The organism is Serratia sp. NPDC087055 (assembly GCF_044900985.1).
In the GTDB taxonomy this organism is placed as follows: domain Bacteria; phylum Pseudomonadota; class Gammaproteobacteria; order Enterobacterales; family Enterobacteriaceae; genus Serratia.
Genome location: NZ_JBJDOG010000001.1, coordinates 1,146,359 through 1,171,034, shown reverse-complemented (window position 1 = coordinate 1,171,034; position 24,676 = coordinate 1,146,359). Strand labels below are relative to the sequence as shown.

The following is a 24,676-nucleotide window of genomic DNA, read 5'->3' as shown; positions in this document are numbered from 1 at the left end:
CATCGTCAGTAAAAAATGACGTTTCGACAGTTTTCCGTCAGTGATTAACGCCGACAGTCAGACGGGTAAGGTTATTTTCTTCAGTGCGTCATGAATGGCACATCCATCATGAAGGGAGTCGAACAGGCATTGATAAATAATGGCGATCTTATCCAGATAATGTTCAAAGACTGCCTGTGTATCACGATTGTTTATTATTTCGTCGACATTGCCGTTTTCATCCAGGGTAGCATGTGCAAAAGCGGCAAAATTCTCCGGTTCATGCGCCGTCGCCAAATTAATGCGGTAGCAAATGTCTCGGCTGTAAAATCCCTCACTTAATTGAATACTAACGGTAAAGTGGTTGAACAAGACAAAGCGTAGGTCGTCCTCCTTTCCGTAGGTAAACTGATGATTAATCTTCTTTTTAGTGGTGGTGACCGCTTTAATTAGTGTGCTGTGATAGGTTTGCCATTGCGCCATCAGGCGGTTGCTTTTGCTGGCGATATAATCGGCCTGGCTGGTTACTTCACTGATTGTACTCATTGTCCTCACTCAACATTAATGGTCATTGTCGAAATAGCTCTGGGTCAACGAGTTAAAGCATAAAGTGTGCCAAAACTTCGATTTATTCATTTATCACTTTAACTTCAACCTGTAGCGTTAAATTAAATACCCGGTTTTTCAGAGGAGGATTTATGTAATTGCTGCCGATGACATGACGATCGACAAATATGTCAATTTCGGTTTGGCATCATATTTGCAATGTTATTACTACGACGCGTTTTATCACCCTTGGCGGAGGCCGGATGCACGAAATAACCTTGTGCCAACATGCGATGGAAATAATGCAGCAACAGGCTCGCCAGCATCATGCTCAACGTATTACTGCGGTGTGGTTCGAAATTGGCGCATTTTCTTGCGTGGAAGCGGAGTCTTTGCGCTTCTGTTTCGACATGGTGTGTCGAGACACCTTGGCTGAAGGCTGCGAGTTGCATCTGATAGAGCAACGTGCGCAGTCCTGGTGTCATGACTGCCAGCGCGATGTCCAGTTGCTGATGCCACAGGTCTTGGTCTGCCCGCACTGTGCCGGGCGAAACCTGCGTGTGACGGCCGATGATGGCTTACACATAAAACGCCTGGAAATTGAATAGACAACATGCCCAAAGAAGAGAAAGGGTCTAGGAGGACGAACATGTGCAGTACCTGCGGTTGTGCCCACGGTGAACTGACGATTGAAGGGGAAGTAAAAGTCCCATTCCGTCCGCAACGGAATAGGCAAGGCGATTTGCATTATGGCTTGGGGCTGGCAGGCACCCATGCGCCGGGCATCAGCCAGCGCCGCATGCTGGAAATCGAAACCCGGGTGTTGGATAAAAACGATCGCTTGGCAGAGCGTAATCGTCAGTATTTCACCGAACAACATATCCTGGCGTTGAATCTGGTTTCCAGCCCCGGATCAGGCAAAACCACACTGCTGACAGAAACGTTGTTGCGGCTACGTGGCCATCATACTTGCGCGGTGGTGGAGGGAGACCAGCAAACGACCAACGATGCTGAACGCATTCGCGCGACCGGCGTCCCGGCGATTCAGGTCAATACCGGCAAAGGCTGTCATCTGGACGCACAAATGGTGCATGAAGCCACCCAGCGTTTAGGGTTGAAACCCGGCAGCCTACTGTTTATCGAAAACGTCGGTAACCTGGTTTGTCCGGCCAGTTTTGATCTGGGCGAACGCCATAAGGTGGCAGTGCTCTCGGTCACCGAAGGGGAAGACAAGCCCCTCAAGTACCCGCATATGTTTGCCGCCGCACGTTTGATGATCGTGAACAAAATCGATCTGCTGCCGTATTTGAACTTCGATTTGGCGGCCTGTATCGACAATGCCCGTCAGGTCAATCCCGCCATTGAGGTGATAACCCTGTCGGCAACCCACGGTGAAGGGATGGAACACTGGCTGGCTTGGCTGGAGAAAGAGTTATGTGTATAGGCATTCCCGGGCAAATCGTGGCGTTGGATGAAAACCAGCCCCAACATGCCTGGGCCGACGTCTGCGGTGTGCAGCGTGAAGTGAATATTGCGTTGGTACGTAAAGATGATGAACCCAGAGAAGCGATGATCGGCTGCTGGGTATTGATCCACGTAGGGTTCGCGATGAGCCGACTTGATCGGCACGAAGCCGAAGAGATGTTGGCGGCGCTGCACGCGATGGGCGAAGTAGAAGAGGATGTGGCGCTGTTTTTAGCGGGGGAAGGCCAGCATGCATTACGTTGACGAATTCCGCGATCCGCACCGGGTAAAATCGCTGCTTCAGCATATCAGGCACCGCGCTGCCCAGTTGTCTTTTACCACCGAACGACCGCTGCAAATCATGGAAGTGTGTGGGGGACATACTCATGCCATTTTCCGTTTTGGCCTGGATAAGTTGCTACCGCCCAACATTGAGTTTATCCACGGCCCGGGTTGCCCGGTGTGCGTGTTGCCGATGGGGCGCATAGACGCCTGCTGTGAAATCGCCGAGCACCCGGAGGTCATCTTTTGCACCTTCGGCGATGCGCTACGGGTACCGGGCAAACAGGGGTCATTGTTGCAGGCCCGTGAACGCGGGGCCGATGTACGGGTGGTTTACTCCCCATTGGATGCACTGGCACTGGCAAGACAAAACGCACACCGGCAGGTGGTGTTCTTTGCCCTTGGTTTTGAAACCACCATGCCGGTTACGGCGATAACCCTGCAGCAGGCCCGACAGGAAGGCCAACGCAACTTTAGCGTATTTTGCCAGCACATCAGTCTGATCCCGACGCTACGCAGCCTGTTGCAACAGCCAGATGTGCGTATCGACGGTTTTCTGGCACCCGGCCATGTCAGCATGGTGATCGGTACCGAACCTTACGGTTTTATCAGCCAGCAGTACCGCAAACCATTGGTCGTGGCCGGTTTTGAACCGCTGGATATCTTGCAGGGAGTAATGATGCTGGTTGAGCAATTCCTTCAACAGCAGAGCCGGACTGAAAATCAATACCGACGCGTGGTGCCGGAGCAAGGAAACCCGCTGGCTCAGCAAGCTATGAGTGAAGTGTTTATGCTGGGTGGTGGGAGTGAATGGCGAGGCCTTGGCACCATTGCCAATTCCGGCATTGCCTTAACCCCCCTCTATAGCGCCTTTGATGCAGAGCGCCGTTTTCAACCGCAATATCGGCAGGTGGCAGATGATCCTCATGCCCGCTGCGGGGATGTGCTCACCGGGCGTTGCAAACCGCGTGATTGCCCCATGTTTGGCCGCGGCTGTACACCACAAAATGCTTTTGGTGCCCTGATGGTGTCTTCGGAAGGTGCCTGCGCCGCTTGGTATCAATACCGCCGTGAAACAGAGGAGACTCCGGCATGAATAACGTCATTACTCTGGCTCACGGTAGCGGCGGCACAGCGATGCAGCAGTTATTGGATACGCTTTTCCTGCCCGCCTTCGCCAACCCGCTATTGGATCAGCGTGAAGATCAGGCTCGGCTAAGTCTGGCGGGGTTAACGCAGCAGGGCGATCGACTGGCGTTTACCACCGACAGCTACGTCATTGATCCTATTTTCTTTCCGGGTGGGGATATCGGCAAACTGGCCGTCTGCGGCACGGCGAACGATCTGGCGGTGAGCGGCGCCCGGCCAGGCTATCTTTCCTGCGGTTTTATCCTCGAAGAGGGCTTACCCCTGGTCGATTTACAGCGGGTGGTTGCTTCTATGGCCGCGACCGCTCAGCAGGCCGGTATGCGTATCGTGACCGGGGATACTAAGGTGGTGCAACGTGGCGCTGCTGACAAAGTGTTTATCAATACTGCCGGTATTGGCGTGATCCCGAACGATCTGAATTGGGCTGCTCAAAATATCCAGGCAGGAGACGTCATCATTGTTAGCGGCACGTTAGGTGACCATGGGGCGACTATCCTCAATTTGCGGGAAAATCTGGGAATGTCGTTGGATGTTATCAGCGATTGTGCCGTGTTAACCCCTTTAATCTCACCGCTGCGCGCCATCAATGGCGTGCGGGCACTCCGTGATGCTACCCGCGGCGGCGTGAACGCCATTCTGCATGAGTTTGCTCGTGCAGCACATGTCGGTATTGAGGTTGAAGAGCGTCTCTTGCCGGTAGCCCCGGCGGTGCGAGGGATCTGTGAATTGCTGGGGCTGGACGCTATCAATTTTGCCAATGAGGGAAAACTGGTCGTGGTTGCCGCGCCAGAGGCTGAACACGCGGTTCTGACCGCATTGCAGGCGCATCCCTTGGGCACCGCCGCGGCGGTAATTGGCCGTGTGACAGGTGGGCGACAAGTGAGGATGCAGGGTGCTTACGGCATCAGCCGTTTACTGGATTTGCCCCATGCCGAACCTTTGCCGCGCATTTGTTGATCCTGTCGGGGGAGAACGCCGTCGCTCAGCGTTACACTTTGCGACGTGACTCACACAAATCATCATCGCGACTCAGGCAAGTGATAAACAATGTCGAATGCACAATTAGAAAAACAAGCGCTACTTGAAATTACCCGCACGTTACTCAGTCAACACAGCTTCACTGATTTACTGATGCAATTGCGTCAGGTGTTACAACGCCTGCAGTTGGCGGAACATGTGACGCTGGTGTTGTTTGATCCGCACAGTGAGCGGGTGAGTTTTTACGGTTTGGATGCCCGTCGGCAACCGCTGAACTACCAGGATGAGACTCTGTTGGCCAATGGGCCGGTCAGTCGGCTACGGCAGAGTCCCTTACCGCAGTGTTGGCAGAGCGATGACATACACGCCCGTTACCCGCAAATCGGCGCACTGGCGCTGTATCCCCCCTTTAGCCAGTACTGTCTGATGCCGCTGCATGCAGGCGGTACCCTCATCGGCGGGTGTGAACTGCTGCACGCTAACCCACAGCCTTTCAGTGATAGCAGTCTGGTGCAACTGCAGACACTGATGGAGTTGGTTGCACTGGCAACTGAGCAGCTCACGTTACGCAGAGAAGCGGAAGCGCAGCAACGTCAGTTGCGCCATGAGCGAGATGACTACCGTATTTTGGTCGACGTCACCAACGCAGTGCTGTCGAAGCTTGATCTGGACGATTTGATCGGCGAGATCTCCACGGAAATTCACCGCTTTTTCAAAATTGATGCCATCAGTATGGTGCTGTACGCAGATAAAACAGAACAGGTAACCATTTACTCCACCCATTATTTGCAAGACGACGTCGTTGAACGGCAGCAATACAGCGTCCCATTGGCAGGCACGTTATCGGAACAGGTAATGCAAAGTGGCGAAATGCTGCTGTTGAATCTGAGGCATTCCGATCGCCTGGCGGCGTATGAACGCCAGCTGTTCGATCTGTGGCATGACCAAATTCAAACGCTCTGCGTGCTGCCATTGGTGTTTGGCAAAAAGACCCTGGGCGTTCTGAAACTGGCGCAGTGTCAACCGGACAATTTTAACGCTGCCAATTTGCGGGTGTTGCAACAGATTGCCGAACGTATTGCTATTGCGGTTGATAACGCACTGGCGTACCAGGAGATCAACCGGCTTAAAGAGAGCCTGGTACATGAAAACCTCTATCTGACCGAGCAGATTAACGGCAACAACCCGGATTTCGGTGAGATTGTCGGACGCAGCGTCGTAATGTCTGCGGTGCTAAAACAGGTCGAAATGGTGGCTAAAAGCGACTGTTCAGTGTTGATCCTGGGTGAAACCGGCACCGGTAAAGAACTTATCGCTCGCGCTATCCACAATTTGAGCGAGCGTCGCGACCAACGCATGGTGAAAATGAATTGTGCCGTGATGCCAACAGGGTTGCTGGAAAGTGATCTGTTCGGCCATGAAAAGGGCTCGTTCACGGGAGCGACGAACCAACGGATGGGGCGTTTTGAACTGGCGGACAAAGGCACCTTGTTTCTGGATGAAGTCGGTGAAATTCCCGTTGAACTGCAACCTAAGTTACTGCGGGTATTGCAGGAAAGGGAGTTTGAGCGAGTAGGTGGCAACAAAGTGATTTCGGTCGATGTGCGTTTGATTGCGGCAACCAACCGTGATTTGCAGCAAATGGTGGCCGACCGCGAATTCCGTAGCGATCTTTTCTACCGACTGAACGTGTTCCCTATCGTTATTCCCCCGCTTCGGGAGCGGCCCGAAGACATTCCCCAATTGGTGAAATTCCTGACCTATAAAATCGCGCGTCGGATGAAACGCACGATCGATAGCATTCCAGCGGAGACGCTGCGTTTGCTGAGCCAAATGCCGTGGCCAGGTAATGTGCGCGAGCTGGAGAATGTCATCGAGCGCGCAGTGTTACTGACGCACGGTACGGTGCTTAATCTGCAACTGCCGGAAATTCAGTATCCCGTGCCTTCGATGGCGTTCCCCATCCCTACGCCGGAACCCAGTCAGCCTGGAGAAGACGAGCGTCAGCGGATTATCCGCGTGCTGAAGGAAACCAATGGCGTGGTCGCCGGCCCGCGGGGCGCTGCGCAGCGATTGGGTCTGAAGCGAACCACATTGCTTTCACGGATGAAAAAATGGGGCATTTTGGTCAAGTAAGGGGGAGGTAAATAAAAGGCCAGAGCCCGGTTGAATATCGGACTCTGGCCACGTCATGCACTTACCCTTGGCCGTTCAGTTTTGTTTCCTCGGGCCTTTGCTTGCGCAGTAAATGCAACAGTAAGGACACGCGTCGCTCTGTCCGTTCCGGGCTATCCGGTGGCAAGTTATAACGTAAGCTATAACGCTCGTTTTTCTCATTGACGAATTCGATGAGAAGCACGGGGACCGAAGCCCCGACGACGTGTTGATAGTTCAATGAGATAGATGACAGGTCTCTTTTCATGAAAATACCCATGATCCATCAGCTCACAACGAGGGGGCGACGAGTTGACACAGCAATCCGTCCGATACCAAAGCTCAGTGCGGCACCCAATAACAGTATCAGTAAGGAACTCCATGCGGCACGGGACACTTGCTTGGCCGCCACGTCCGCAGCTTCACGCGCTTTCTGCTCAGCCTGAGCCTTAAGTTTTTCGACTTTTTGCACCGCCTGCTGATATGCCTGGGCGTAATTATCAACGATTTGAGTCGCTTCGGCGCGGCTCTTACCGGTACGTGCAGCAACGATGTTCACCAACGCATCTTTATCCGCCGCGTTCAAAGCAGGTTCGCCGGATTGTTTAACGCGTTCGAACCATTGTTTAAGCTCTGTCGCCGCCTGCGCTGGATCGGTGGTGGCATCAGTGGCTGATTGCTTGCCGTCCGTTGCTGCCTGTTCGGTTTTTTGCGTCAGCGTCGATGGATCTAATTCAGGCTTACCTGTTTGCTTGAGTGTGGTGGTCAACTGATCCTCCAAATCCCCCCAGTCCAGGCTAATACCTTTCTTATCAAGTTGCTGCTTGACGCTATCACCAATACCCGGTGCGGCTGCCGCAAGGCCATTGCCCGCCAGCGATAACCCTTTACCCACGGCGTTTCCGGCCAAACCGACAACGCCGCTCGCCAACGAAACCACCAACCAGGTCGTCAGCAATGTGGTCACCGCCCAGCTCAACAAGCCGTGCAAGCCGCCACGATCAGGTGCGGTTCGGCCAGCGATAAATGCCCCCGCGGCTAGCGAGATCAGCGTGGAGACAAAGAGCCAAATCCCGGTCCCTACACCGAAGCCGCTTAACGGATTGCCTTCATGCATCGGGTCCACGGCAGATGCGCCAACAGCGGTACCCAGAACGCTTAATATCAAATAGGTCACCAGCGCCATGGCACTCCCGGCCAATATTGAGCCCCATGAAACGTGAAACGCAAAGCGATTGGATTCATAGACAGTGGTCATTGTTCTTCCTTATATTTACTGGACAAGTGGTTGTACGCGCAGCATCCACCGCGCCGACAGAATCAGTCTGCCGCTGTGCACCATCGATCGTCCCGGTTCATTTGCACTGCTAAACCTAGTGCATTCACACCCCGCGAATGCATGACTTACGCACTATGCTGATCCTGAAGTCGCGTAATTTACAGGAGCTCCGATCGCCGCTCGGCGGCCCGGGACCTTTCGTATTTTGGAGAAAACATGAGCCAGGCCGTACTCGCCAGCGAAACTAACCGTAGCCAATTACAACAGATCATCTCAGGGCTGACCGAAGGGGTGATGTTGATTGAAATCGACCAGACTATTCTTTGGGCCAATGAAGCCGCACTAAGCATGCATGGATTGAGTCATCTGAGTGAACTGGGGGCAAATGCCCAAGAGTACGCTGAACGTTTTGCCCTGCGGTATCGCAACAATCATCCGTTAACGGCGGATCAATACCCGATCAGCCGGGTTGCCAAGGGGGAGGCGTTTAGCGATGTGCTGGTGGAGGTGAAACCCACCACGGAGCCAGACTTCATTTGGGTTCACCGGTTACGCAGCCTGATTATCACCGACAGCCAAGGGCAGCCCGAGTTGCTGGTGTTGATCTTGAGCGATGCCACTGAATGGGCGAGTGCGGAGGAGCGTTTTGAAAAAACGTTCAACGCCAATCCCGCACCCGCCGTGATCTGCAGCCTGAGCGATCTGCGTTACATTAAGGTCAACCAGGGGTTTCTCGACATGACCGGCTATAGCCGCGACCAGGTCATGGGCAACTCGGTCTACGCATTGGATGTACTGGAGCAGGCAGAGCATAAAGAGCAAGCCGTACAGCGCCTGATTGACGGGGAAACCATTCCGCAGATGCAAGCAGAGCTGAAATTACCGGAGGGGGGAACCAAGCTGGTCATCGTCGCCGGTCAGCCGTTAGACGTTAATGAAAAAGAGTGCATGCTGTTTACCTTTACCGATCTGGAGCCCCGGCGTAAGGCAGAGTCAGCCTTGCGTGAGAGCGAAGAGCGATTTGCCAAATCCTTTCGCTTGAGCCCGGTTCCCACGCTGGTATGCACGGCTGACAAACAGCAGGTGTTGGATATCAATGAAGCCTTTATGAAGACCACCGGATATGCCGCTGAGGAGCTCATCGGTAAGTCGGTCGACGACATCAATTTTTTCGACGGGCAAGGGGAGTGCCAGCGCTTGTTTGCCGCGTTGGGGAAAACCGGCAACGTCGAGAGTCAGGATTTCAAAATCCGGAAAAAGGGCAATGATGTGATCGATTGTGTGGTCTCAGCCGATGCGGTGAGTATTCAGGATGCCCCTTGTTACCTGCTTGTGCTGATGGACATTACTGAGCGTAAGCGTTCAGAGCTTGAATTGGTCGTGGCTATCGAGGAGGTGATGCAAGATGCGTCCTGGTTCAGCCAAACCCTGCTTGAGAAACTGGCCAATGTAAAAAGCATCAACAAGCCCAATCTGTCAGGGTTTTCCTTTACCGATCTTACCGCCCGCGAGCGCGATGTATTGGGGTTAATCTGTGAGGGTTTGCCGGACAAGAAAATCGCGACCCGGCTCAATCTTGCCCCCAATACCGTACGCAATCACGTGGCTACGGTGTATTCCAAACTTGACGTGCATAGCCGCAGCGAAGCTATCGTTTGGGCCAGAGAGCGGGGGCTGTTTGCGGGTGAACGGCAGCCTAATAACGGCAAATAGGGTGCAAATGGACTAGTTATTCCCATGCAAACTGACCTTATGAACCCGTGATTTGCGGCTTAACATTGAGGACAAGTCACGGCATCTGTCTCTACCGATGCCGAAGCTGACCTAACCTCAGGAGAGCATAATGAACAGCGATAAGATCAATGGTGTTATGGACAAAGTTGTGGGTAAAGCACAAGAAGTGGCGGGTGACGTGACGGGCGACGAGCAGTTACAAGCCGAAGGAACCACCCGTTACGTTGCTGGTGCAGTGCAAGAAAAATACGGTGATGCTCTGAACTGCATCAGTGATGCCGTCAGGAAGAAGCCGCTCGCTACCGTTGCTATCTTTGCCGGCGTGAGTTTACTGGCTGGCCTGCTGTTACGTCGCCGTTAAGACAGGTTTAACTTCTGATATCGCCCGCATTTCGCGGGCGAACTGCTTCAAAATGGGCGGGTCATTGACAGCCTGACTTATTCATCGCCTTTCGCCCCGCAGTCATCTTTGTCCGCTATCCTTCCCTGAACAGAACCAAAACCATCTTGGGCTCTGTTTTGCGTCTGGCGCATACGTCCTATATATTTATTCATAGGCCCTGAGGCCGTTAGGGAATAGTGATTCTTGATCCAACTAGTCACCGATTACTAGGAAGCTATCATGCATAAAAGAACACTGGCGACATTGCACTACGAGAATATGCCTTACGACGGGGTGTACTACCATATCTTAAAACGTGAGGCGCAAGGGCACACGGCGCTGTTGAAACTTGATGCTGGCAGTAAGCAGTCGGCCCGTATGCATCCGGGCTGGGTTAAATTGATGGTCCTGTCCGGTGAGCTCAACGTTGGGGACCAGACTTTGCAGTCTCATGAAATGTTGATGATCCCGGCCAAAACCGCGTATACGGTAGAAGCCATAACGGAAGTGTTCTGTCTGGCGATTTCTGAACTCGATGGGGTAGAACTGGCTCGTTAAAGAGTGTACTTATCAGATTGGCCTGGTGGGTGTCATGGGCTTATCTGGTGGAATTCCCCGTCAAGCCGCGGGGAGTTCTGATTTACGCGGGAAAACGGCCTGGGCTTAACAAAGGCATCCCTTTTTACCTGCTGAGATCCATCTCGCGCCGTTTTCTGAAACGATATCCCCCATCTTGCGTATCCCGTTGCTTTCAGAACATCACCCTGTCCTTGTCTCTCACTGCAACGCCTTGAATGATCAGACAGGGGATATAAAACACGTAAGTGACCAAATAACCATTTGGTCACTTATTGTGGATCGCCGCTCACCGAGATAAGCTATACAGATGAAAGAAAAAATGAATACACCACAGACGCGGGGCCCTTCGGACCACAGTGTTCGCGATCAGGTCGTGGCAGCCGCTACCGAATACTTCGGGCACTACGGTTATGAAAAAACCACGGTGTCCGATCTGGCCAAAGCGATCGGCTTTTCGAAGGCTTACATCTACAAATTCTTTGAATCCAAACAGGCCATTGGCGAGGTGATCTGTTCTAATCGCCTGGCGATGATTATGGCGCTGGTGGACTCAGCCATCGCCGATTCGCCAACCGCGTCAGAGAAGCTAAGACGCTTGTTCAAGGCGCTGTCGGAGACCAGTAGCGACTTATTCTTCCATGACAGAAAACTCTATGATATCGCCGCCGTCGCCGCACGCGATCAATGGCCTTCGGTGAAGTCACATGAAGCTCATCTGCTGCAAATCATCCAACAGATCCTCCGTGAAGGGCGTGAGTCCGGAGAGTTTGAACGCAAGACCCCGATGGACGAGGCTGCCAGTGCGATTTATCTGGTGATGTGTCCCTATATCAACCCCGTACAGCTGCAATACAACCTGGAAACCGCCGGGGAAGCCGCGGTACTGTTGTCGGGCCTGATATTGCGCAGTTTGTCGCCTTAACATGAATGGTGACCATTGACTTAATTGGTCACTAGTCGGAGAATGCGGTTCTTGTCCTGTCAATGACGTAAGGGAACCCCATGCTCCGGCTCAGACCTGCCACTATTGGCGCTTGCCTGTTACCCCTGGCCTTGGTGGCCTGTGATAACGTATCAACCGTCGACGATCCGCGTAATAAGCCGCCGCTAGTGAGGGCGGCTGTGGTAGAAAATGCGGTCGACATCTCCCGTGCATTCACCGGCATCGTGGTCGCCAGAACCCAAAGTGACTTGGGATTCCGTGTCTCTGGCAAAATACTTGAGCGTCTGGTCGATACCGGCCAGTCCGTCAAACGCGGTCAGCCGCTGATGCGGCTGGATCCGGTTGATCTTGGTTTGCAGGCGCGGGCGCAGCAACAAGCGGTGGCGGCCGCACGGGCGCAGGCTCGGCAGGCGACGGCCGATGAGGCTCGCTATCGCGGGCTGGTCACAACCGGCGCAGTTTCGGCGTCGGCCTATGATCAGATCAAGGCGGCGGCGGATACCGCAAAGGCACAACTCAGTGCCGCAGAAGCGCAGGCAGATGTAGCCCGGAATGCATCCGAGTATGCCGTTTTGCTGGCTGACGCCGATGGCGTGGTGGTGGACACGCTGGCCGAGCCAGGACAAGTTGTCAGTGCTGGGCAAGCCGTGGTGCGACTGGCGCGTGCGGGGCAACGCGAAGCCATAGTGCATCTACCGGAAACCTTGCGTCCGGCCATCGGCAGCGTGGCTATGGCCCGTCTGTATGGGCACGACACGGGAGCGGTGCCTTCAACATTACGCCTGCTTTCTGATGCAGCCGATGCTTCAACACGGACGTTCGAGGCCAGGTATGTACTTAACGGCCCGCTGGCAGGAGCCCCCTTAGGTTCAACCGTCACCCTTGATATCGCCAAAAATGAAAGCACCGCGCCACTGCTGCAGATCCCCATCGCCGCACTCTTTGATCCCGGTAAGGGTACCGGCGTATGGGTTATTGCCGGTCAGCAGGCGGCTGTCGCCTGGCACCCCATACAGGTACTGAGCATCAGCGACGATGTCGCCAAGGTTGCCGGCAACCTTAAGGCGGGTGATCAGGTTGTGGCATTGGGTGCCCATTTGCTGCGCGACGGTGAGCAGGTCAGGGTGGCACCCGTTTTGCCAGGAGCCGCTCATGAGTGAAGGGCGTTTTAATCTCTCGGCGCTTGCCGTTCGCGAACGTGCCATCACGCTGTTTCTGATTCTTCTTATCGCGGTAGCCGGTGCCCTTGCGTTCTTTGAGTTGGGACGGGCGGAGGATCCCCCCTTTACGGTTAAACAGATGACGGTCATCACTGCATGGCCGGGCGCGACCGCGCAGGAAATGCAGGATCAGGTCGCCGAACCGCTCGAAAAACGGATGCAAGAGCTGAAGTGGTATGACCGCACTGAGACTTATACCCGCCCCGGTCTGGCTTTCACTATGGTGTCATTGGCAGACAAAACACCGCCTGCCGAGGTGCAGGAAGCCTTCTATCAGGCGCGCAAGAAGCTGGGTGACGAAGCTAAAAACTTACCTGCCGGCGTCATTGGGCCGATGGTCAATGACGAGTTCTCTGACGTAACCTTTGCGCTGTTTGCTTTAAAAGCCAAAGGGGAACCGCAACGTCTGTTGGTCCGTGATGCGGAATCCTTGCGTCAACGTTTACTCCATGTACCTGGCGTGAAGAAGGTCAACATCATCGGGGAGCAGGCCGAGCGCATCTTCGTTTCATTTTCTCACGATCGGCTCGCCACGCTAGGGGTTACCCCACAGGAGATTTTCTCCGCGCTGAACAGTCAGAACGTCCTAACGCCCGCAGGTTCGATCGATACCCACGGGCCGCAGGTATTTCTTCGCCTTGACGGTGCTTTCGATACCCTGGCCAAGATCCGCGCCACACCTATTGTGGCCCAAGGGCGCACCTTGACGCTTTCGGATGTCGCGACTGTTGAGCGCGGCTATGAAGACCCGGCGACCTTCATTATTCGTAACAACGGCGAACAGGCATTGTTACTGGGCATTGTGATGCGCGAAGGCTGGAACGGACTGGATTTGGGGAAAGCGCTTGATGCTGAGACCAGCAAAATAAACGCGGATATGCCGTTGGGCATGACGTTAACCAAAGTCACCGATCAATCCGTTAATATCGGCTCGGCGGTCAATGAGTTTATGGTGAAGTTTTTCGTCGCACTCCTGGTTGTGATGGTCGTTTGCTTCGTCAGCATGGGATGGCGAGTGGGCGTTGTTGTCGCTGCCGCTGTCCCTTTGACGCTGGCCGTGGTGTTTGTCGTAATGGCGTCCACAGGCAAGAACTTTGACCGCATCACGTTGGGATCGTTAATACTGGCGCTGGGACTGCTGGTTGACGACGCCATCATTGCCATTGAAATGATGGTGGTAAAGATGGAGGAAGGCTACGACCGTATCAAAGCCTCTGCCTATGCCTGGAGCCACACCGCAGCCCCCATGCTGGCCGGGACGCTGGTAACAGCCATTGGGTTTATGCCTAACGGTTTTGCACAGTCAACGGCTGGTGAGTACACCAGTAATATGTTTTGGATTGTCGGCATCGCGCTGATTGCCTCCTGGGTGGTTGCGGTGATCTTTACACCCTATTTGGGGGTAAAGATGCTGCCGAACATCAAGACGGTTGAAGGCGGCCACGCAGCTATCTATAACACTCGCCACTATAATCGTTTTCGCCGTTTATTGGCCCGCGTCATTACCCGCAAATGGTGGGTGGCAGGGGCCGTGGTGAGTGCTTTTGTTTTGGCCATCCTTTCCATGGGGCTAATCAAAAAGCAGTTTTTCCCTACCTCCGACCGTCCTGAAGTATTGGTTGAGGTGCAGATGCCCTATGGCACCGCTATCGAACAGACCAGCGCGGCCACCGCGAAAATTGAAACCTGGCTGAAAAAGCAGAGTGAGGCCAAGATCGTTACGTCGTATATCGGCCAGGGTTCGCCACGTTTCTATCTGGCGATGGCGCCGGAGCTGCCCGATCCCTCGTTTGCAAAAATTGTGGTGCTCACCGACAGCCCGGCAGCCCGTGAAGCCCTAAAATTCCGCCTGCGAGCGGCGGCGGCAGACGGACTGGCACCCGAAGCGCGAGTGAGAGTGACGCAACTGGTGTTTGGCCCGTATTCACCGTTCCCCGTGGCGTATCGCGTTTCGGGGCCGAACCCCGACAAACTGCGTGAGATTGCAGGACAGGTCGAGACCGTGATGCAAGCCAGCCCAATGATGCGTACCGTCAATACCGACTGGGGGCCACGCGTGCCAACGCTGCATTTCTCGTTGGATCAGGACCGGCTGCAAGCGGTGGGTCTGACGTCAAACAGCGTGGCGCAACAATTACAGTTCCTGCTCTCTGGCGTCCCGATCACCGTGGTGCGAGAGGACATTCGCGCGGTACAGGTTGTAGGGCGCGCGGCGGGGGATATTCGTCTCGACCCGGCCCAAATAGAAGGATTTACCCTTGTGGGCTCTGCCGGGCAACGTATTCCACTGTCGCAGGTGGGCGAGGTCGATGTACGTATGGAAGATCCTGTCCTGCGGCGTCGCGATCGTACCCCAACGATGACCGTGCGAGGTGACATTGCTGAGGGGCTGCAACCACCCGATGTTTCCACTGCGATACTGAGTGAGCTCAAGCCGATCATCGACCAATTGCCTGCCGGCTATCGCATCGAGCAAGCGGGATCCATTGAGGAATCAGCCAAGGCGACCCAAGCAATGTTGCCGTTATTCCCAATCATGATTGCGCTGACGTTGTTGGTCATCATTTTGCAGGTGCGCTCGATATCGGCAATGGTCATGGTGTTTCTCACCGCACCCTTGGGACTGATTGGCGTCGTACCCACATTGCTGCTGTTCCAACAGCCATTTGGCATTAACGCCCTGGTCGGCCTGATCGCACTGTCGGGTATTTTAATGCGTAATACCCTGATCCTGATTGGCCAAATTACTGACAATCAAAAGCAGGGCATGGACCCGTTCCATGCGGTGGTGGAGGCCACAGTGCAACGTGCCAGACCGGTGTTGCTTACGGCATTGGCAGCCATATTGGCGTTTATTCCGCTGACCCATTCGGTATTCTGGGGCACCCTGGCATACACTTTGATCGGCGGTACGTTCGGTGGAACCATCATGACATTGGTATTCCTGCCTGCCATGTATGCCATATGGTTTAAGATCCGCCCTGGCAAAGGGTGACATTGTCACCTATTTACGCAGCCCAAGACTTCACCTGGCGGGGCCCATAAGGGATAAGGTTAAGATGATGACGAATTTGTTCACACATTTTCCTGAGGCCGCACTTAAGGCGGAAGCAGAAACCTTTGAGACGCTGTTATCTCAGCCAAACGTGCGGATTGAACGTATCATCTCTAGCGGGCAATCAAGCCCGCCAGATTTTTGGTATTGCCAGCCGCAAAATGAGTGGGTCATCGTTTTACAGGGTTCTGCCGGTTTGCGGTTCGAGGATGAACCTGAGGTACGGATAATGAATATCGGCGACTTTGTGAATATTACGGCACAACGTCGCCATAGGGTTGAATGGACAGATCCCAACACGCCGACCGTTTGGTTGGCTGTCCATTATGGATGAATCAGTCTATGAACTAATTAACCTTAGAAGGAGACAACAAAGTGTGTCATAGCACGTGATCAGAAAGGAAGGTAGATGCGTTATCAGTGACGTTGTCACTGTATTATGTTAAATGCCCCAGCATTAATGGGGAGATAAAGACAACCCAAAGGAGGAAATGTTGACCGAGTCGGCAGAATTGTTAGCCATGATTCAATCTCTTGAGGTTAAATTGCATCAGCCCGTGACACGCACTAATGCAAGCGCAGTCGGTGCATTATTGCATGATGACTTTGAAGAGATTGGGCGTTCAGGCCAGTGCTATGACAAACAGCAAACTGTGACCGCACTTTTACGAGAACATGGCCAGGCTGAGATTTTTTCCGAAGGGTTCATGTTGGCCACCATTGCCGAAGGCGCTGTGTTGCTGACATACCGAAGTTTTCATCGCAGTGCTGATGGCGTTGTTACTGGCTGCACATTGCGATCGTCGATCTGGGTGTTATCTTCAGAAAATGGTAGCGACCATTGGCAAATGCGTTTTCACCAGGGTACTCCGACGGTCGACGCCAGATAGTGCTTTTTCCTTTACACAGAAGAACTCAGGATTGATGTGCGGATTTCTTGGTTGATTAAGCACAGTTTGGCGGTGCGTTTTGATGAAATCTGCAGGGTGGAATGTAGGCACCGTTCCTCAGATTTCACGTAGCGCGATCAAAAAAGAAGGGGGTTTTTGAACAATTCGCGCCTATTTACAAGCAGTGATGTCATTACGGGTGCCAGGTTTATCTTTCAGCGATACGCAAAGGTTACATAGTTGGCCTTCATATAAGGCATCGCGACCTGGCAGAGAGCCGTCATTCAGAATGATCAAAACTGTCGCAATGTTAGAAATGCACAGTGGCCATATCTAGCTCTGCCGAAGGTTGCAAGACCAAAAGCAGAACCATTTATTGCAGAGCATAAGTCGGATTGGTTATGCGCATTGAAACACAAGCGAGTGTTGCGACCCTAGCGGAATGGAAGAAATGGGAGATGTTAGTCTCAATCATAGCCAACAATTAAACCTTCGTAGAAGAACGTCATGTCTTATGAAGCCCGGGCAAGAATTGAAGGTGAGGTGGGATGTAGTCCGGACAGATAGCCCGGTGCGTAATCATCAATGCAATTTAACATAATATACATTATGCGCACCAGCGTGATGGTACGTAGAATCTGGGCTTTTGGCCTTTGTCATGGCTTTTACCCATATAATGCTTCAGGCTGATTTTTGCGCCAACCACACTGTACGTCCTCCGCATTCAGGATCTTCGAAAACCGTCTTCAGGACATCAAAGTCATTTTCATGCAGCAACTGCCGGTACTCTGTTGGTGCCAAACTTGAATGATACAGCGGCTCCCCTTGAAACATACCAATGGCTTCGCCATCACTGGTGCCACTGGTAAACATCAATACCGCTTTGCTTTTGGCATGCGCTGCGAAAATCGTAAACATCCGGCGTTGGTCATCTCGCGGCAAATGGAAAAAACTATCCCAGGCAATCAGCCCATCAAACATTTCACTGAGCGCCAATGTGCGCATATCCATCACACGCCACTGTTGATGTGGGAGTTTTTTCTGACATGCATCAATCATCGATTGCGAACTATCAATCCCCATCACGTCAGAACCCCGCTGAGTAAAATACGCAGCGATTGGCATTCCATTTCCACATCCGATATCCAGAATCTTCCCGGTGGCTGGCACTAAACTCAAAAACCTGTCCAACCATGGCTGCTCAAAGAGATCCGTTGAACGTAGTTTTCCCCAGGCTTCTGCATGCCGTTCGTATAAAGCCATGATGCTCCCGGCTGAAAAATGTGTCATTTGCCCTCCCATACTTTCAACATATGCTTGAATCCTGTACGTAATGACCAACATGTTATGATGACCGGGCATTGATTTGCCGCAAATCACGGCTAATGGCTTAAATATAGCCTCAAAACACCCTCTTTTTTGATCGCGCTACGTGAAATCTGAGGAGCGGTGGCTACATTCACCTTGCAGACTTCATCAAAACGCACCGTTCTAATCCGCTACCGAAGGCATAAAACCAGGCTTTTACCCTGGCTGCGTATCAGGATGCCTGACCCAATATATGCATTCCAGCTGTCAACAATGCCATTTATATTTGTGACATTGTAACATGGCTATCAACCATGGGGTGTCTATGTAGGCTATGCATTTATGACCTATTACGGCGTAATAACAACTTAATCGAGGTTACGCAGAATGGGATTACGTGACAGCGTCACTCACCCCATTCTGTTAATCACTCTATAAATAACCGTTTACCAGCAAGACCTTAGATCACATATGAAAGCAAGAAAGTCATGCCCAGTGCCAATACCGAAGCGATAAAGGTTGCTGTGGTGTAGTACTTGAAGGTTTCATTTAACGTCGCGCCACAGTATTGCTTCACCAACCAGAATAGCGAATCCGTCACGATGGTACAGCCTATAGCACCAGACCCAATGGCAATCGTCACAATCTCCGGGCTCACATTGGGATAAAGCGACAACATTGGCGCGACAATGGCCGTCGCCCCCATCATGGCTACGGTGGCTGAGCCCACGGCGGCATGCAAAATAAGCGCGACTAGCCACGCCAGCAGAATCGGATGCATATGCAGGTTGGACAGCATCACTGCCAGGGTGTCAGCTAAACCGCTGGTTTTCAAAATGCTATTGAATGCTCCGCCAGCACCGATGATCAACAAAATATTGGCGATGGAAGAAAAACCGGTTTCTGTGTGGCTTAACAGGGCGCTCATCCCCATATGTCGACGGATCCCAAGCACGTAGTAAGCTACGAACACAGCAATAAACATGGCGATAATCGGGTTACCGATAAACTCCATGGCAGCAAACAAGTGCCCTTCTTTATTCATATTGAGTTCGGCGACCGTTTTGACAAGCATCAACACGATCGGCAGCAAAACGGTAAACAAGGTTGCGCCAAGGGATGGCAATGTATGTTCTTCCCGCACGGCCAGATTGGAAAACTCTGGTGGTACTGCTTTAAACGGCAGGCGCTTGCCCAGCAACTTCAGGAACAGCGGCCCCCCAACCAATGACGCCGTCAGCCCGACGATCAGCCCATAGACAATCACCGTGCCTATGTCTGCGCCCAGCTTGTTCGTTACAAACAACGCTGCTGGATGAGGAGGAACAACACAGTGCACCGCCATCAATGCAGTACACAGAGGGATCGCCAGCTTTAGCAATGAGGTTCCCGTTTTTCTGGCGATGGAGAATGCCAGCGGGATCAGCAAAACGACCCCCACCTCAACAAATAGGGTGATGCCGCAAACCAAACCGACCAACACCATAATGACATCGACAGAAAGCCAACGGCAGCGCTGTAGCGCAATACCAATTCGCTCTGCCGCCCCAGAAACCTCCATCATCTTGCCCAGGATGGTACCCAACCCGATGACGGCCGCCAAAAAGCCCAAGGTGCTGCCGATGCCGTTTTCGATGGCATTGACCATATCAATCGGCCCCATGCCCATCATGCCGCCGACAAAAAAGCTCGCGAGCAACAACGCCAAAAACGGGTGAAATTTAAACCTAACGATAGTCAAAATGATAAGCGCAATACTGGCGATCAGCGTGACAGCAACCCAAACGTGTGAATCCATAGCCTCTATCCCCTGCAATTAACCTGCCTTCATTGGACAGGAAAACGACGAACGGTGACAAACGATAAAAATCCACGCTCACATGAGTAAAACAGAATCAAACGAGTGACTTACGCCAAGAAATGGTGCAATTTAGCGACATGGGTCAAGTTTACTCACCAAACAAGTGCGTTAAGCGAAGATATTTTTTAAGCTCCAGGGGGCGTTATGGCGGCAAATCACCTGTTAACGGGTCAGCATCGTTCACTTAATGGTTGGCAATTATCACGGTTGTATACCTTTGAAGTGGCAGCGCGTCATGAATCATTTGCGATGGCAGCTGATGAGCTTTCGGTCAGCCCTAGCGCCGTCAGTCATAACATTAATCAGCTTGAGGCGAATCTGGGTATTCAGCTGTTTGTCCGCTCTCATCGTAAGGTGGAACTCACCACGGAAGGCAAACGGGTTTTTTGGGCGCTGAAATCGTCGTTCGGTACTCTGAACCAAGAGATTTTGGATATCAAAAATCAGGCGTTGTCCGGGTCATTAACCGTTTACTCACGGCCATCGATCGCTCAGTGTTGGATCGTGCCGGCACTGGCGGATTTCTCTCGCCGTTACCCTGCCATTAATCTGACGATTCTAACCGGCAATGAAAATGTGAACTTCCAGCGGGCGGGGATCGATCTGGCGGTGTACTTTGATGCGACGCCGTCTTCACAGCTGCATTATCAATACCTGATGGACGAGGCGATCATCCCCGTATGTAGCCCGGAATATGCCAATAAATTTGAGCTGGTCAACTTTCCAGGCAACCTTTCCCATTGCACCTTACTCCATGATAGGCAAGCCTGGAGCTATGACTCCGGCACCGATGAATGGCACAGCTGGGCTCAGCATTTCGGCGTGAATCTGGATACCTCTCCGGGAATAGGATTCGATCGTTCCGATTTGGCAGTCACAGCAGCGATGAATCACGTCGGCGTTGCTATGGGCCGTAAACGCTTGATCGGTAAACAACTCAGTACCGGTGAGCTCGTGGCACCCTTCCCCAAAATGGCGTTGAAATGCGATCAGCACTACTATGTGTCGACCCTTTCCGACCGCCAGTGGCCAAAAATAGATGCGTTCATTGTTTGGCTAAAGGCATTGGGAGAGCACCCCCTGTAATTAGCGACGCCACGTAGAAATGATACCCGAAAATAATGGCACACGTCGTAAAGCAGGCGTTAATTTCCCTTGTTGATTGTTTCTTCAATTAACGTGACATTACCGGTGAAAAATTCACCGGTAAAGATATAACACCAATTTTATTGCCAGTATTATTTATCAATGTAACCAAGGTGTCTTTTAATGGTGAAAATGGTTGATAACGTGAGATGAATGGCATTTTACTTTGCGAATTAGCTCAGTATGCATAAAATGTTTTAACATTTACGGCATAAAACAGTACAATCCTGCCCGTTAATATCGCGCTATTTTAGGATATATGTGTCGTTAATTCGAACTGCCACATCGCGAAGTTCTCTCCCTGCCTGTTTGGGGATTTTTGCGATCCTGATGTTGTTCATTGCCCCGGTGATCTCTCGATCGCTGGAGCATGCACGTGTCGGGCAGTCTGAATCTACGGGTATGCCTGATTGCGGTATGGATATGTCGATGCCCATGCATCATGAGCCGCCGCAGGACCAGACCAGTAAGGCCAGCTCGCACAGCATGCCGATGTCCATGCAGACCGGCAGCCATAATATGGCGATGATGATGGATGACAGCGCCTGTGGATATTGCGTATTGCTTATCCATGTACCGCTGTTGGACCTGGCTTATTCCCCTCTGTTTTGGTCAGGATCGTTGCTGTCGCGCGCGCCACCGGCCCATTATATCTTTCCATTATTCGCCCATGTGATTCACGCCGAGTCGCAACCCCGCGCTCCACCAGCATCACTTCCTCTGATTTAAAAAATTAATAGACCGCAGCCAAATGACGCCTGTTGAAACTATTCAACCAGGTGGGTTACTTATGCCTATAAATTATACCGCTGCCAGTCATTATTCATCACCCCCCTTCTGACGTTATTTTTTACGCCGGAACTGGGCCAACCCTTTATTAACGGCGGCGTTATGCTCCGGGCGTACTCACGTCTCAATAATACCCGGTTGTGATGAAAACTATTTTTAGCGTCGAAATTTGCATTAAGGAACGATGATGTTCGGAAAAACCACAAACTATACCAAGCGCCCTCTGTCACTGCACATCAGCGCGGCAATGCCCCTGTTTCTTCTGGCGGCCTTTAATACGCATGCAGCAGAACAGCACCAGCATGACTCGGCGGTTAAAAAGAATGACGGTGACGTGATCACCGTGACTGCACCGCTCTATTCCCCCATGACCATAGTGACATCACCGAAAACGCCACGCCAGCCGGTACCCGCCAGTGATGGCTCGGATTATCTGAAAACCATCCCTGGCTTCTCGCAGATCAGAAATGGCGGTACCAATGGCGATCCGGTGTTCCGCGGCATGTTTGGCTCACGGCTAAAGATTCTCACCGACGGGGGGGAAATGCTGGGTGCCTGTCCTGCAAGAATGGATGCCCCAACCTCGTATATTTCACCAGAAAGCTACGACGTGCTGACCATCACCAAAGGCCCACAAACGGTACTCTGGGGGGCGGGCTCATCGGCAGGTACCGTGCGGTTTGACCGCGAGCGCCCGCGCTTTGATCAACCGGGTATCAAAGGCAATGCCAGCGTGTTGGCCGGTTCTAATGGGCGCTGGGATGAAAATATCGATGCCAGTCTGGGGGGCGAACAAGGCTATCTGCGCCTGATGGGCAACAAATCCCGCGCCAACGATTATCAGGACGGTAATAGCGAGCGCGTGCCGTCGCGTTGGGACAAATGGAATGGCGATCTGGCCATTGGCTGGACGCCAGACAGCGACACCCTGCTGGAAGTGACCATGGGCCGCGGCAATGGCGAAGCCCGCTATGCTGGCCGCAGTATGGACGGATCACAGTTCAAGCGTGAAAGCCTCGGGATGCGCGTGGAGAAATCCAATATCGGTGAGGTGTTAGATAAAGTGGAAGCTCAGGTGTATTACAACTACGCCAACCACATTATGGATAACATGACCCTCCGCTCTCCAGGGCAAGGCGGTATGGCAATGGGGCATATGGGGATGTCCATGCCAATGCACAGCGCCGGTATGGCCATGCAGTTGGATCGACGTACCGTCGGCGGCCGCGTGATGGGCACCTGGTTGTGGCAAGATTTCAAGCTGGAAAGCGGTATGGATACCCAAACGAACACGCACCGCAATAAACAGGGCAACGAGTGGCAAAAAGATGCGCAATTCCATAACTACGGCGCCTTTGGCGAGCTGACCTGGACCGCAACGGAACAAAGCAAGGTTATCAGCGGTGCTCGCATCGATCGCAGCCTGGTCGATAACGATAAATACGGTAATGACACTGAGCGTTCAGACACATTGCCGAGCGGGTTTACCCGTATCGAGCATACCTTATCTGGCCTTCCGCTGATGGTGTACGCCGGGATAGGCTATACCGAGCGGTTCCCTGACTATTGGGAGCTGTTCTCTCCGACCTTTGGCCCGAACGGCAGTAAAAACCCGTTTGATAGCGTGAAGAGCGAAAAGACCACGCAAATCGACATTGGCGCGCAGTACACTGACAAACGCTTTAACAGCTGGGTTTCGGCATACCTTGGCCATGTGAATGACTTTATTCTGTTCAAGTATGATCCTCACCACGCGCGTATCAGCCAGGCCGATAACGTCAACGCCACAATTATGGGTGGTGAGATGGGTATGAGTTACCAACTGACCGAACATTGGAAAACGGATGCCAGCCTGGCCTATTCCTGGGGTAAAAACACCACCGATAACCAACCGTTGCCGCAGATCCCACCGTTGGAAGCACGCTTTGGTTTGACCTATGAGCGCGGCGACTGGAGCAGCACGGGCCTTTGGCGTTTGGTTAGCAGCCAGCACCGCGTAGCGATCAACCAAGGTAACGTTGTGGGCAAAGACTTTGCCGACAGCCCGGGCTTTGGCGTGCTTTCGGCTAATGTGGCGTATAAGGTTAATCCACATGTCAAACTCAGCACGGGTCTGGATAATATCCTCAATAAAACCTACAGCGAGCACCTCAACCTGGCGGGTAACAGCACCTTCGGTTATTCATCCAATACGCCGGTCAACGAGCCTGGGCGCACACTCTGGGCCAAGGTTAATGTAACCTTCTAAGCAGAACCGGGCGATGCGCCGTCATCGCCCGGCAAGTACCCCTCAGGGTACATTATCAATGTAGGCTGTGTCTTCGCTCCCAGGCACGTTGAATTGCCTGGATGAACCCTGAATAATGTCTTATGTTTTCTCTCCCACCTTACTACAACAAGGCGCAGCAATACGCCACGACAGAATGTTATCCTGTCGCGTCAATAAATTCACATTAGAAAAATGAGAGGATCGGTGTCATTCCTCGTGCTGAATCCCGAACCGAATATAATAATATTTTCATTTTCCATTGGTTCTTTCCGGTAAAAACCACTCATTATTCATTGGTATTTTTAGAAAGACATTTTTGTCGATTGAAAATAGCAATGGCTATTGCATTTCATGCGTCAGGCTATAATCATGTAAACCTAATAATTCAAAAGCTCAGTATTACGGAATCGTTCCCATCAGAAATATATTATAAAATAAATTTCTCCAACCTTTCCGACCAGTCCTAAAACCTTAAGAATTCGGCACTTAATCTCATGGATCATGGCATTTGAATAAGTCAAATTCACAACACGAATAAACTGGATTCACTCTAAAGTGCAGATTAATTTGACTGGTTAATTAGCATTTAACGGCATATATCACCGAATCAATCGATCGAGATTTCATATCGAAGACCAAATTTTAATAGACACCGCCTATCGTTAGGTT

At 52.3% G+C, this 24,676-nt stretch carries 21 protein-coding genes; 17 read left to right on the top strand and 4 right to left on the bottom strand.

From position 1 onward, the window contains the following. Nucleotides 1-57 precede the first annotated feature (57 nt). A complete protein-coding gene (gene hycA, locus ACI2J2_RS05540; protein WP_209633428.1) occupies nt 58-525 on the bottom strand; it encodes a formate hydrogenlyase regulator HycA in 468 nt (155 codons plus the stop codon). Nucleotides 526-788: 263 nt separating this feature from the next. On the opposite strand from hycA, the gene hypA reads away from it, so the two are divergent. The 6 genes from hypA to flhA all read left to right on the top strand — a co-directional run bounded on the left by hypA (nt 789) and on the right by flhA (nt 6,534). Next, nucleotides 789-1,133 (top strand): hydrogenase maturation nickel metallochaperone HypA, encoded by a 345-nt coding sequence (hypA, locus tag ACI2J2_RS05535; protein WP_265557094.1) that lies wholly within the window; start codon nt 789-791, stop codon nt 1,131-1,133. A gap of 41 nt (nt 1,134-1,174) precedes the next feature. Then, nucleotides 1,175-1,969, top strand: coding sequence for a hydrogenase nickel incorporation protein HypB (hypB, locus tag ACI2J2_RS05530; RefSeq protein WP_265557093.1), 795 nt, complete (start codon nt 1,175-1,177; stop codon nt 1,967-1,969). After that, entirely contained in the window at nt 1,960-2,253 is a 294-nt protein-coding gene (locus tag ACI2J2_RS05525; RefSeq protein WP_265557092.1) for a HypC/HybG/HupF family hydrogenase formation chaperone, read from the top strand. The genes hypB and ACI2J2_RS05525 overlap by 10 nt, the downstream gene beginning before the upstream one ends. Next, nucleotides 2,240-3,367 carry a hydrogenase formation protein HypD gene (hypD, locus tag ACI2J2_RS05520; protein ID WP_404759612.1) on the top strand — a complete coding sequence of 376 codons (1,128 nt, stop codon included), beginning with the start codon at nt 2,240-2,242 and terminating at the stop codon, nt 3,365-3,367. The genes ACI2J2_RS05525 and hypD overlap by 14 nt, the downstream gene beginning before the upstream one ends. Then, complete coding sequence (gene hypE, locus ACI2J2_RS05515) at nt 3,364-4,377, top strand: hydrogenase expression/formation protein HypE (RefSeq protein WP_265557090.1); 1,014 nt, start codon at nt 3,364-3,366, stop codon at nt 4,375-4,377. The genes hypD and hypE overlap by 4 nt, the downstream gene beginning before the upstream one ends. Nucleotides 4,378-4,467: 90 nt before the next feature. Continuing rightward, complete coding sequence (gene flhA / locus ACI2J2_RS05510; RefSeq protein WP_404759611.1) at nt 4,468-6,534, top strand: formate hydrogenlyase transcriptional activator FlhA; 2,067 nt, start codon at nt 4,468-4,470, stop codon at nt 6,532-6,534. A 304-nt stretch (nt 6,535-6,838) separates the two neighbouring features. Here flhA and ACI2J2_RS05505 read toward each other — a convergent pair whose 3' ends face one another. Then, nucleotides 6,839-7,810 (bottom strand): hypothetical protein, encoded by a 972-nt coding sequence (locus tag ACI2J2_RS05505; RefSeq protein WP_265557088.1) that lies wholly within the window; start codon nt 7,808-7,810, stop codon nt 6,839-6,841. A gap of 237 nt (nt 7,811-8,047) precedes the next feature. On the opposite strand from ACI2J2_RS05505, the gene ACI2J2_RS05500 reads away from it, so the two are divergent. The 8 genes from ACI2J2_RS05500 to ACI2J2_RS05465 all read left to right on the top strand — a co-directional run bounded on the left by ACI2J2_RS05500 (nt 8,048) and on the right by ACI2J2_RS05465 (nt 16,634). Next, complete coding sequence (locus ACI2J2_RS05500) at nt 8,048-9,544, top strand: PAS domain S-box protein (protein WP_404759610.1); 1,497 nt, start codon at nt 8,048-8,050, stop codon at nt 9,542-9,544. A 130-nt stretch (nt 9,545-9,674) separates the two neighbouring features. Beyond that, complete coding sequence (locus tag ACI2J2_RS05495) at nt 9,675-9,926, top strand: CsbD family protein (RefSeq protein ID WP_209633446.1); 252 nt, start codon at nt 9,675-9,677, stop codon at nt 9,924-9,926. Nucleotides 9,927-10,187: 261 nt separating this feature from the next. Beyond that, nucleotides 10,188-10,505 carry a hypothetical protein gene (locus ACI2J2_RS05490; protein ID WP_209633448.1) on the top strand — a complete coding sequence of 106 codons (318 nt, stop codon included), beginning with the start codon at nt 10,188-10,190 and terminating at the stop codon, nt 10,503-10,505. Nucleotides 10,506-10,845: 340 nt separating this feature from the next. Next, nucleotides 10,846-11,448, top strand: coding sequence for a TetR/AcrR family transcriptional regulator (locus ACI2J2_RS05485; protein WP_404759609.1), 603 nt, complete (start codon nt 10,846-10,848; stop codon nt 11,446-11,448). A gap of 80 nt (nt 11,449-11,528) precedes the next feature. Next, nucleotides 11,529-12,629, top strand: a complete 1,101-nt coding sequence (locus ACI2J2_RS05480; protein ID WP_404759608.1) for an efflux RND transporter periplasmic adaptor subunit — start codon at nt 11,529-11,531, stop codon at nt 12,627-12,629. Then, nucleotides 12,622-15,684 carry an efflux RND transporter permease subunit gene (locus ACI2J2_RS05475; RefSeq protein WP_404759607.1) on the top strand — a complete coding sequence of 1,021 codons (3,063 nt, stop codon included), beginning with the start codon at nt 12,622-12,624 and terminating at the stop codon, nt 15,682-15,684. Before ACI2J2_RS05480 ends, ACI2J2_RS05475 begins: the two co-directional genes overlap by 8 nt. A 64-nt stretch (nt 15,685-15,748) precedes the next feature. Then, nucleotides 15,749-16,078 carry a cupin domain-containing protein gene (locus ACI2J2_RS05470; RefSeq protein ID WP_404759606.1) on the top strand — a complete coding sequence of 110 codons (330 nt, stop codon included), beginning with the start codon at nt 15,749-15,751 and terminating at the stop codon, nt 16,076-16,078. 160 nt (nt 16,079-16,238) lie between these two features. Further along, on the top strand, nt 16,239-16,634 hold the full coding sequence (locus ACI2J2_RS05465) for a DUF4440 domain-containing protein (RefSeq protein WP_404760274.1): 396 nt from the start codon (nt 16,239-16,241) through the stop codon (nt 16,632-16,634). A 681-nt stretch (nt 16,635-17,315) separates the two neighbouring features. On the opposite strand, the gene ACI2J2_RS05460 is transcribed toward ACI2J2_RS05465, so the two are convergent. Beyond that, nucleotides 17,316-17,924, bottom strand: a complete 609-nt coding sequence (locus ACI2J2_RS05460; protein ID WP_404759605.1) for a class I SAM-dependent DNA methyltransferase — start codon at nt 17,922-17,924, stop codon at nt 17,316-17,318. Nucleotides 17,925-18,402: 478 nt separating this feature from the next. Then, entirely contained in the window at nt 18,403-19,740 is a 1,338-nt protein-coding gene (dsdX, locus tag ACI2J2_RS05455; protein ID WP_404759604.1) for a D-serine transporter DsdX, read from the bottom strand. 207 nt (nt 19,741-19,947) lie between these two features. Between dsdX and dsdC the strand changes: the two genes are divergently transcribed. The 3 genes from dsdC (at nt 19,948) to ACI2J2_RS05440 (ending at nt 23,986) form a co-directional block, all read left to right on the top strand. Continuing rightward, nucleotides 19,948-20,889, top strand: coding sequence for a DNA-binding transcriptional regulator DsdC (gene dsdC, locus ACI2J2_RS05450; RefSeq protein ID WP_404759603.1), 942 nt, complete (start codon nt 19,948-19,950; stop codon nt 20,887-20,889). Between the two features lie 321 nt (nt 20,890-21,210). Further along, complete coding sequence (locus tag ACI2J2_RS05445; protein ID WP_265553255.1) at nt 21,211-21,678, top strand: DUF2946 domain-containing protein; 468 nt, start codon at nt 21,211-21,213, stop codon at nt 21,676-21,678. 244 nt (nt 21,679-21,922) lie between these two features. Next, nucleotides 21,923-23,986, top strand: a complete 2,064-nt coding sequence (locus ACI2J2_RS05440) for a TonB-dependent copper receptor (protein WP_404759602.1) — start codon at nt 21,923-21,925, stop codon at nt 23,984-23,986. The last annotated feature ends 690 nt before the right edge of the window (nt 23,987-24,676 follow it).

Excerpts from the sequence above, each read along its gene's own strand:
- ACI2J2_RS05525 (WP_265557092.1), top strand. The coding sequence starts at position 1,960 with ATGTGTATAGGCATTCCCGGGCAAATCGTGGCGTTGGATGAAAACCAG.
- hypE (WP_265557090.1), top strand. The coding sequence starts at position 3,364 with ATGAATAACGTCATTACTCTGGCTCACGGTAGCGGCGGCACAGCGATG.
- ACI2J2_RS05480 (WP_404759608.1), top strand. The coding sequence starts at position 11,529 with ATGCTCCGGCTCAGACCTGCCACTATTGGCGCTTGCCTGTTACCCCTG.
- hypB (WP_265557093.1), top strand. The coding sequence starts at position 1,175 with ATGTGCAGTACCTGCGGTTGTGCCCACGGTGAACTGACGATTGAAGGG.
- ACI2J2_RS05500 (WP_404759610.1), top strand. The coding sequence starts at position 8,048 with ATGAGCCAGGCCGTACTCGCCAGCGAAACTAACCGTAGCCAATTACAA.
- ACI2J2_RS05470 (WP_404759606.1), top strand. The coding sequence starts at position 15,749 with ATGATGACGAATTTGTTCACACATTTTCCTGAGGCCGCACTTAAGGCG.
- ACI2J2_RS05440 (WP_404759602.1), top strand. The coding sequence starts at position 21,923 with ATGATGTTCGGAAAAACCACAAACTATACCAAGCGCCCTCTGTCACTG.
- ACI2J2_RS05495 (WP_209633446.1), top strand. The coding sequence starts at position 9,675 with ATGAACAGCGATAAGATCAATGGTGTTATGGACAAAGTTGTGGGTAAA.
- ACI2J2_RS05460 (WP_404759605.1), bottom strand. The coding sequence starts at position 17,924 with ATGACACATTTTTCAGCCGGGAGCATCATGGCTTTATACGAACGGCAT.
- dsdX (WP_404759604.1), bottom strand. The coding sequence starts at position 19,740 with ATGGATTCACACGTTTGGGTTGCTGTCACGCTGATCGCCAGTATTGCG.
- dsdC (WP_404759603.1), top strand. The coding sequence starts at position 19,948 with ATGGCGGCAAATCACCTGTTAACGGGTCAGCATCGTTCACTTAATGGT.
- ACI2J2_RS05490 (WP_209633448.1), top strand. The coding sequence starts at position 10,188 with ATGCATAAAAGAACACTGGCGACATTGCACTACGAGAATATGCCTTAC.
- hypD (WP_404759612.1), top strand. The coding sequence starts at position 2,240 with ATGCATTACGTTGACGAATTCCGCGATCCGCACCGGGTAAAATCGCTG.
- flhA (WP_404759611.1), top strand. The coding sequence starts at position 4,468 with ATGTCGAATGCACAATTAGAAAAACAAGCGCTACTTGAAATTACCCGC.
- hycA (WP_209633428.1), bottom strand. The coding sequence starts at position 525 with ATGAGTACAATCAGTGAAGTAACCAGCCAGGCCGATTATATCGCCAGC.
- ACI2J2_RS05475 (WP_404759607.1), top strand. The coding sequence starts at position 12,622 with ATGAGTGAAGGGCGTTTTAATCTCTCGGCGCTTGCCGTTCGCGAACGT.
- ACI2J2_RS05505 (WP_265557088.1), bottom strand. The coding sequence starts at position 7,810 with ATGACCACTGTCTATGAATCCAATCGCTTTGCGTTTCACGTTTCATGG.
- ACI2J2_RS05485 (WP_404759609.1), top strand. The coding sequence starts at position 10,846 with ATGAATACACCACAGACGCGGGGCCCTTCGGACCACAGTGTTCGCGAT.
- hypA (WP_265557094.1), top strand. The coding sequence starts at position 789 with ATGCACGAAATAACCTTGTGCCAACATGCGATGGAAATAATGCAGCAA.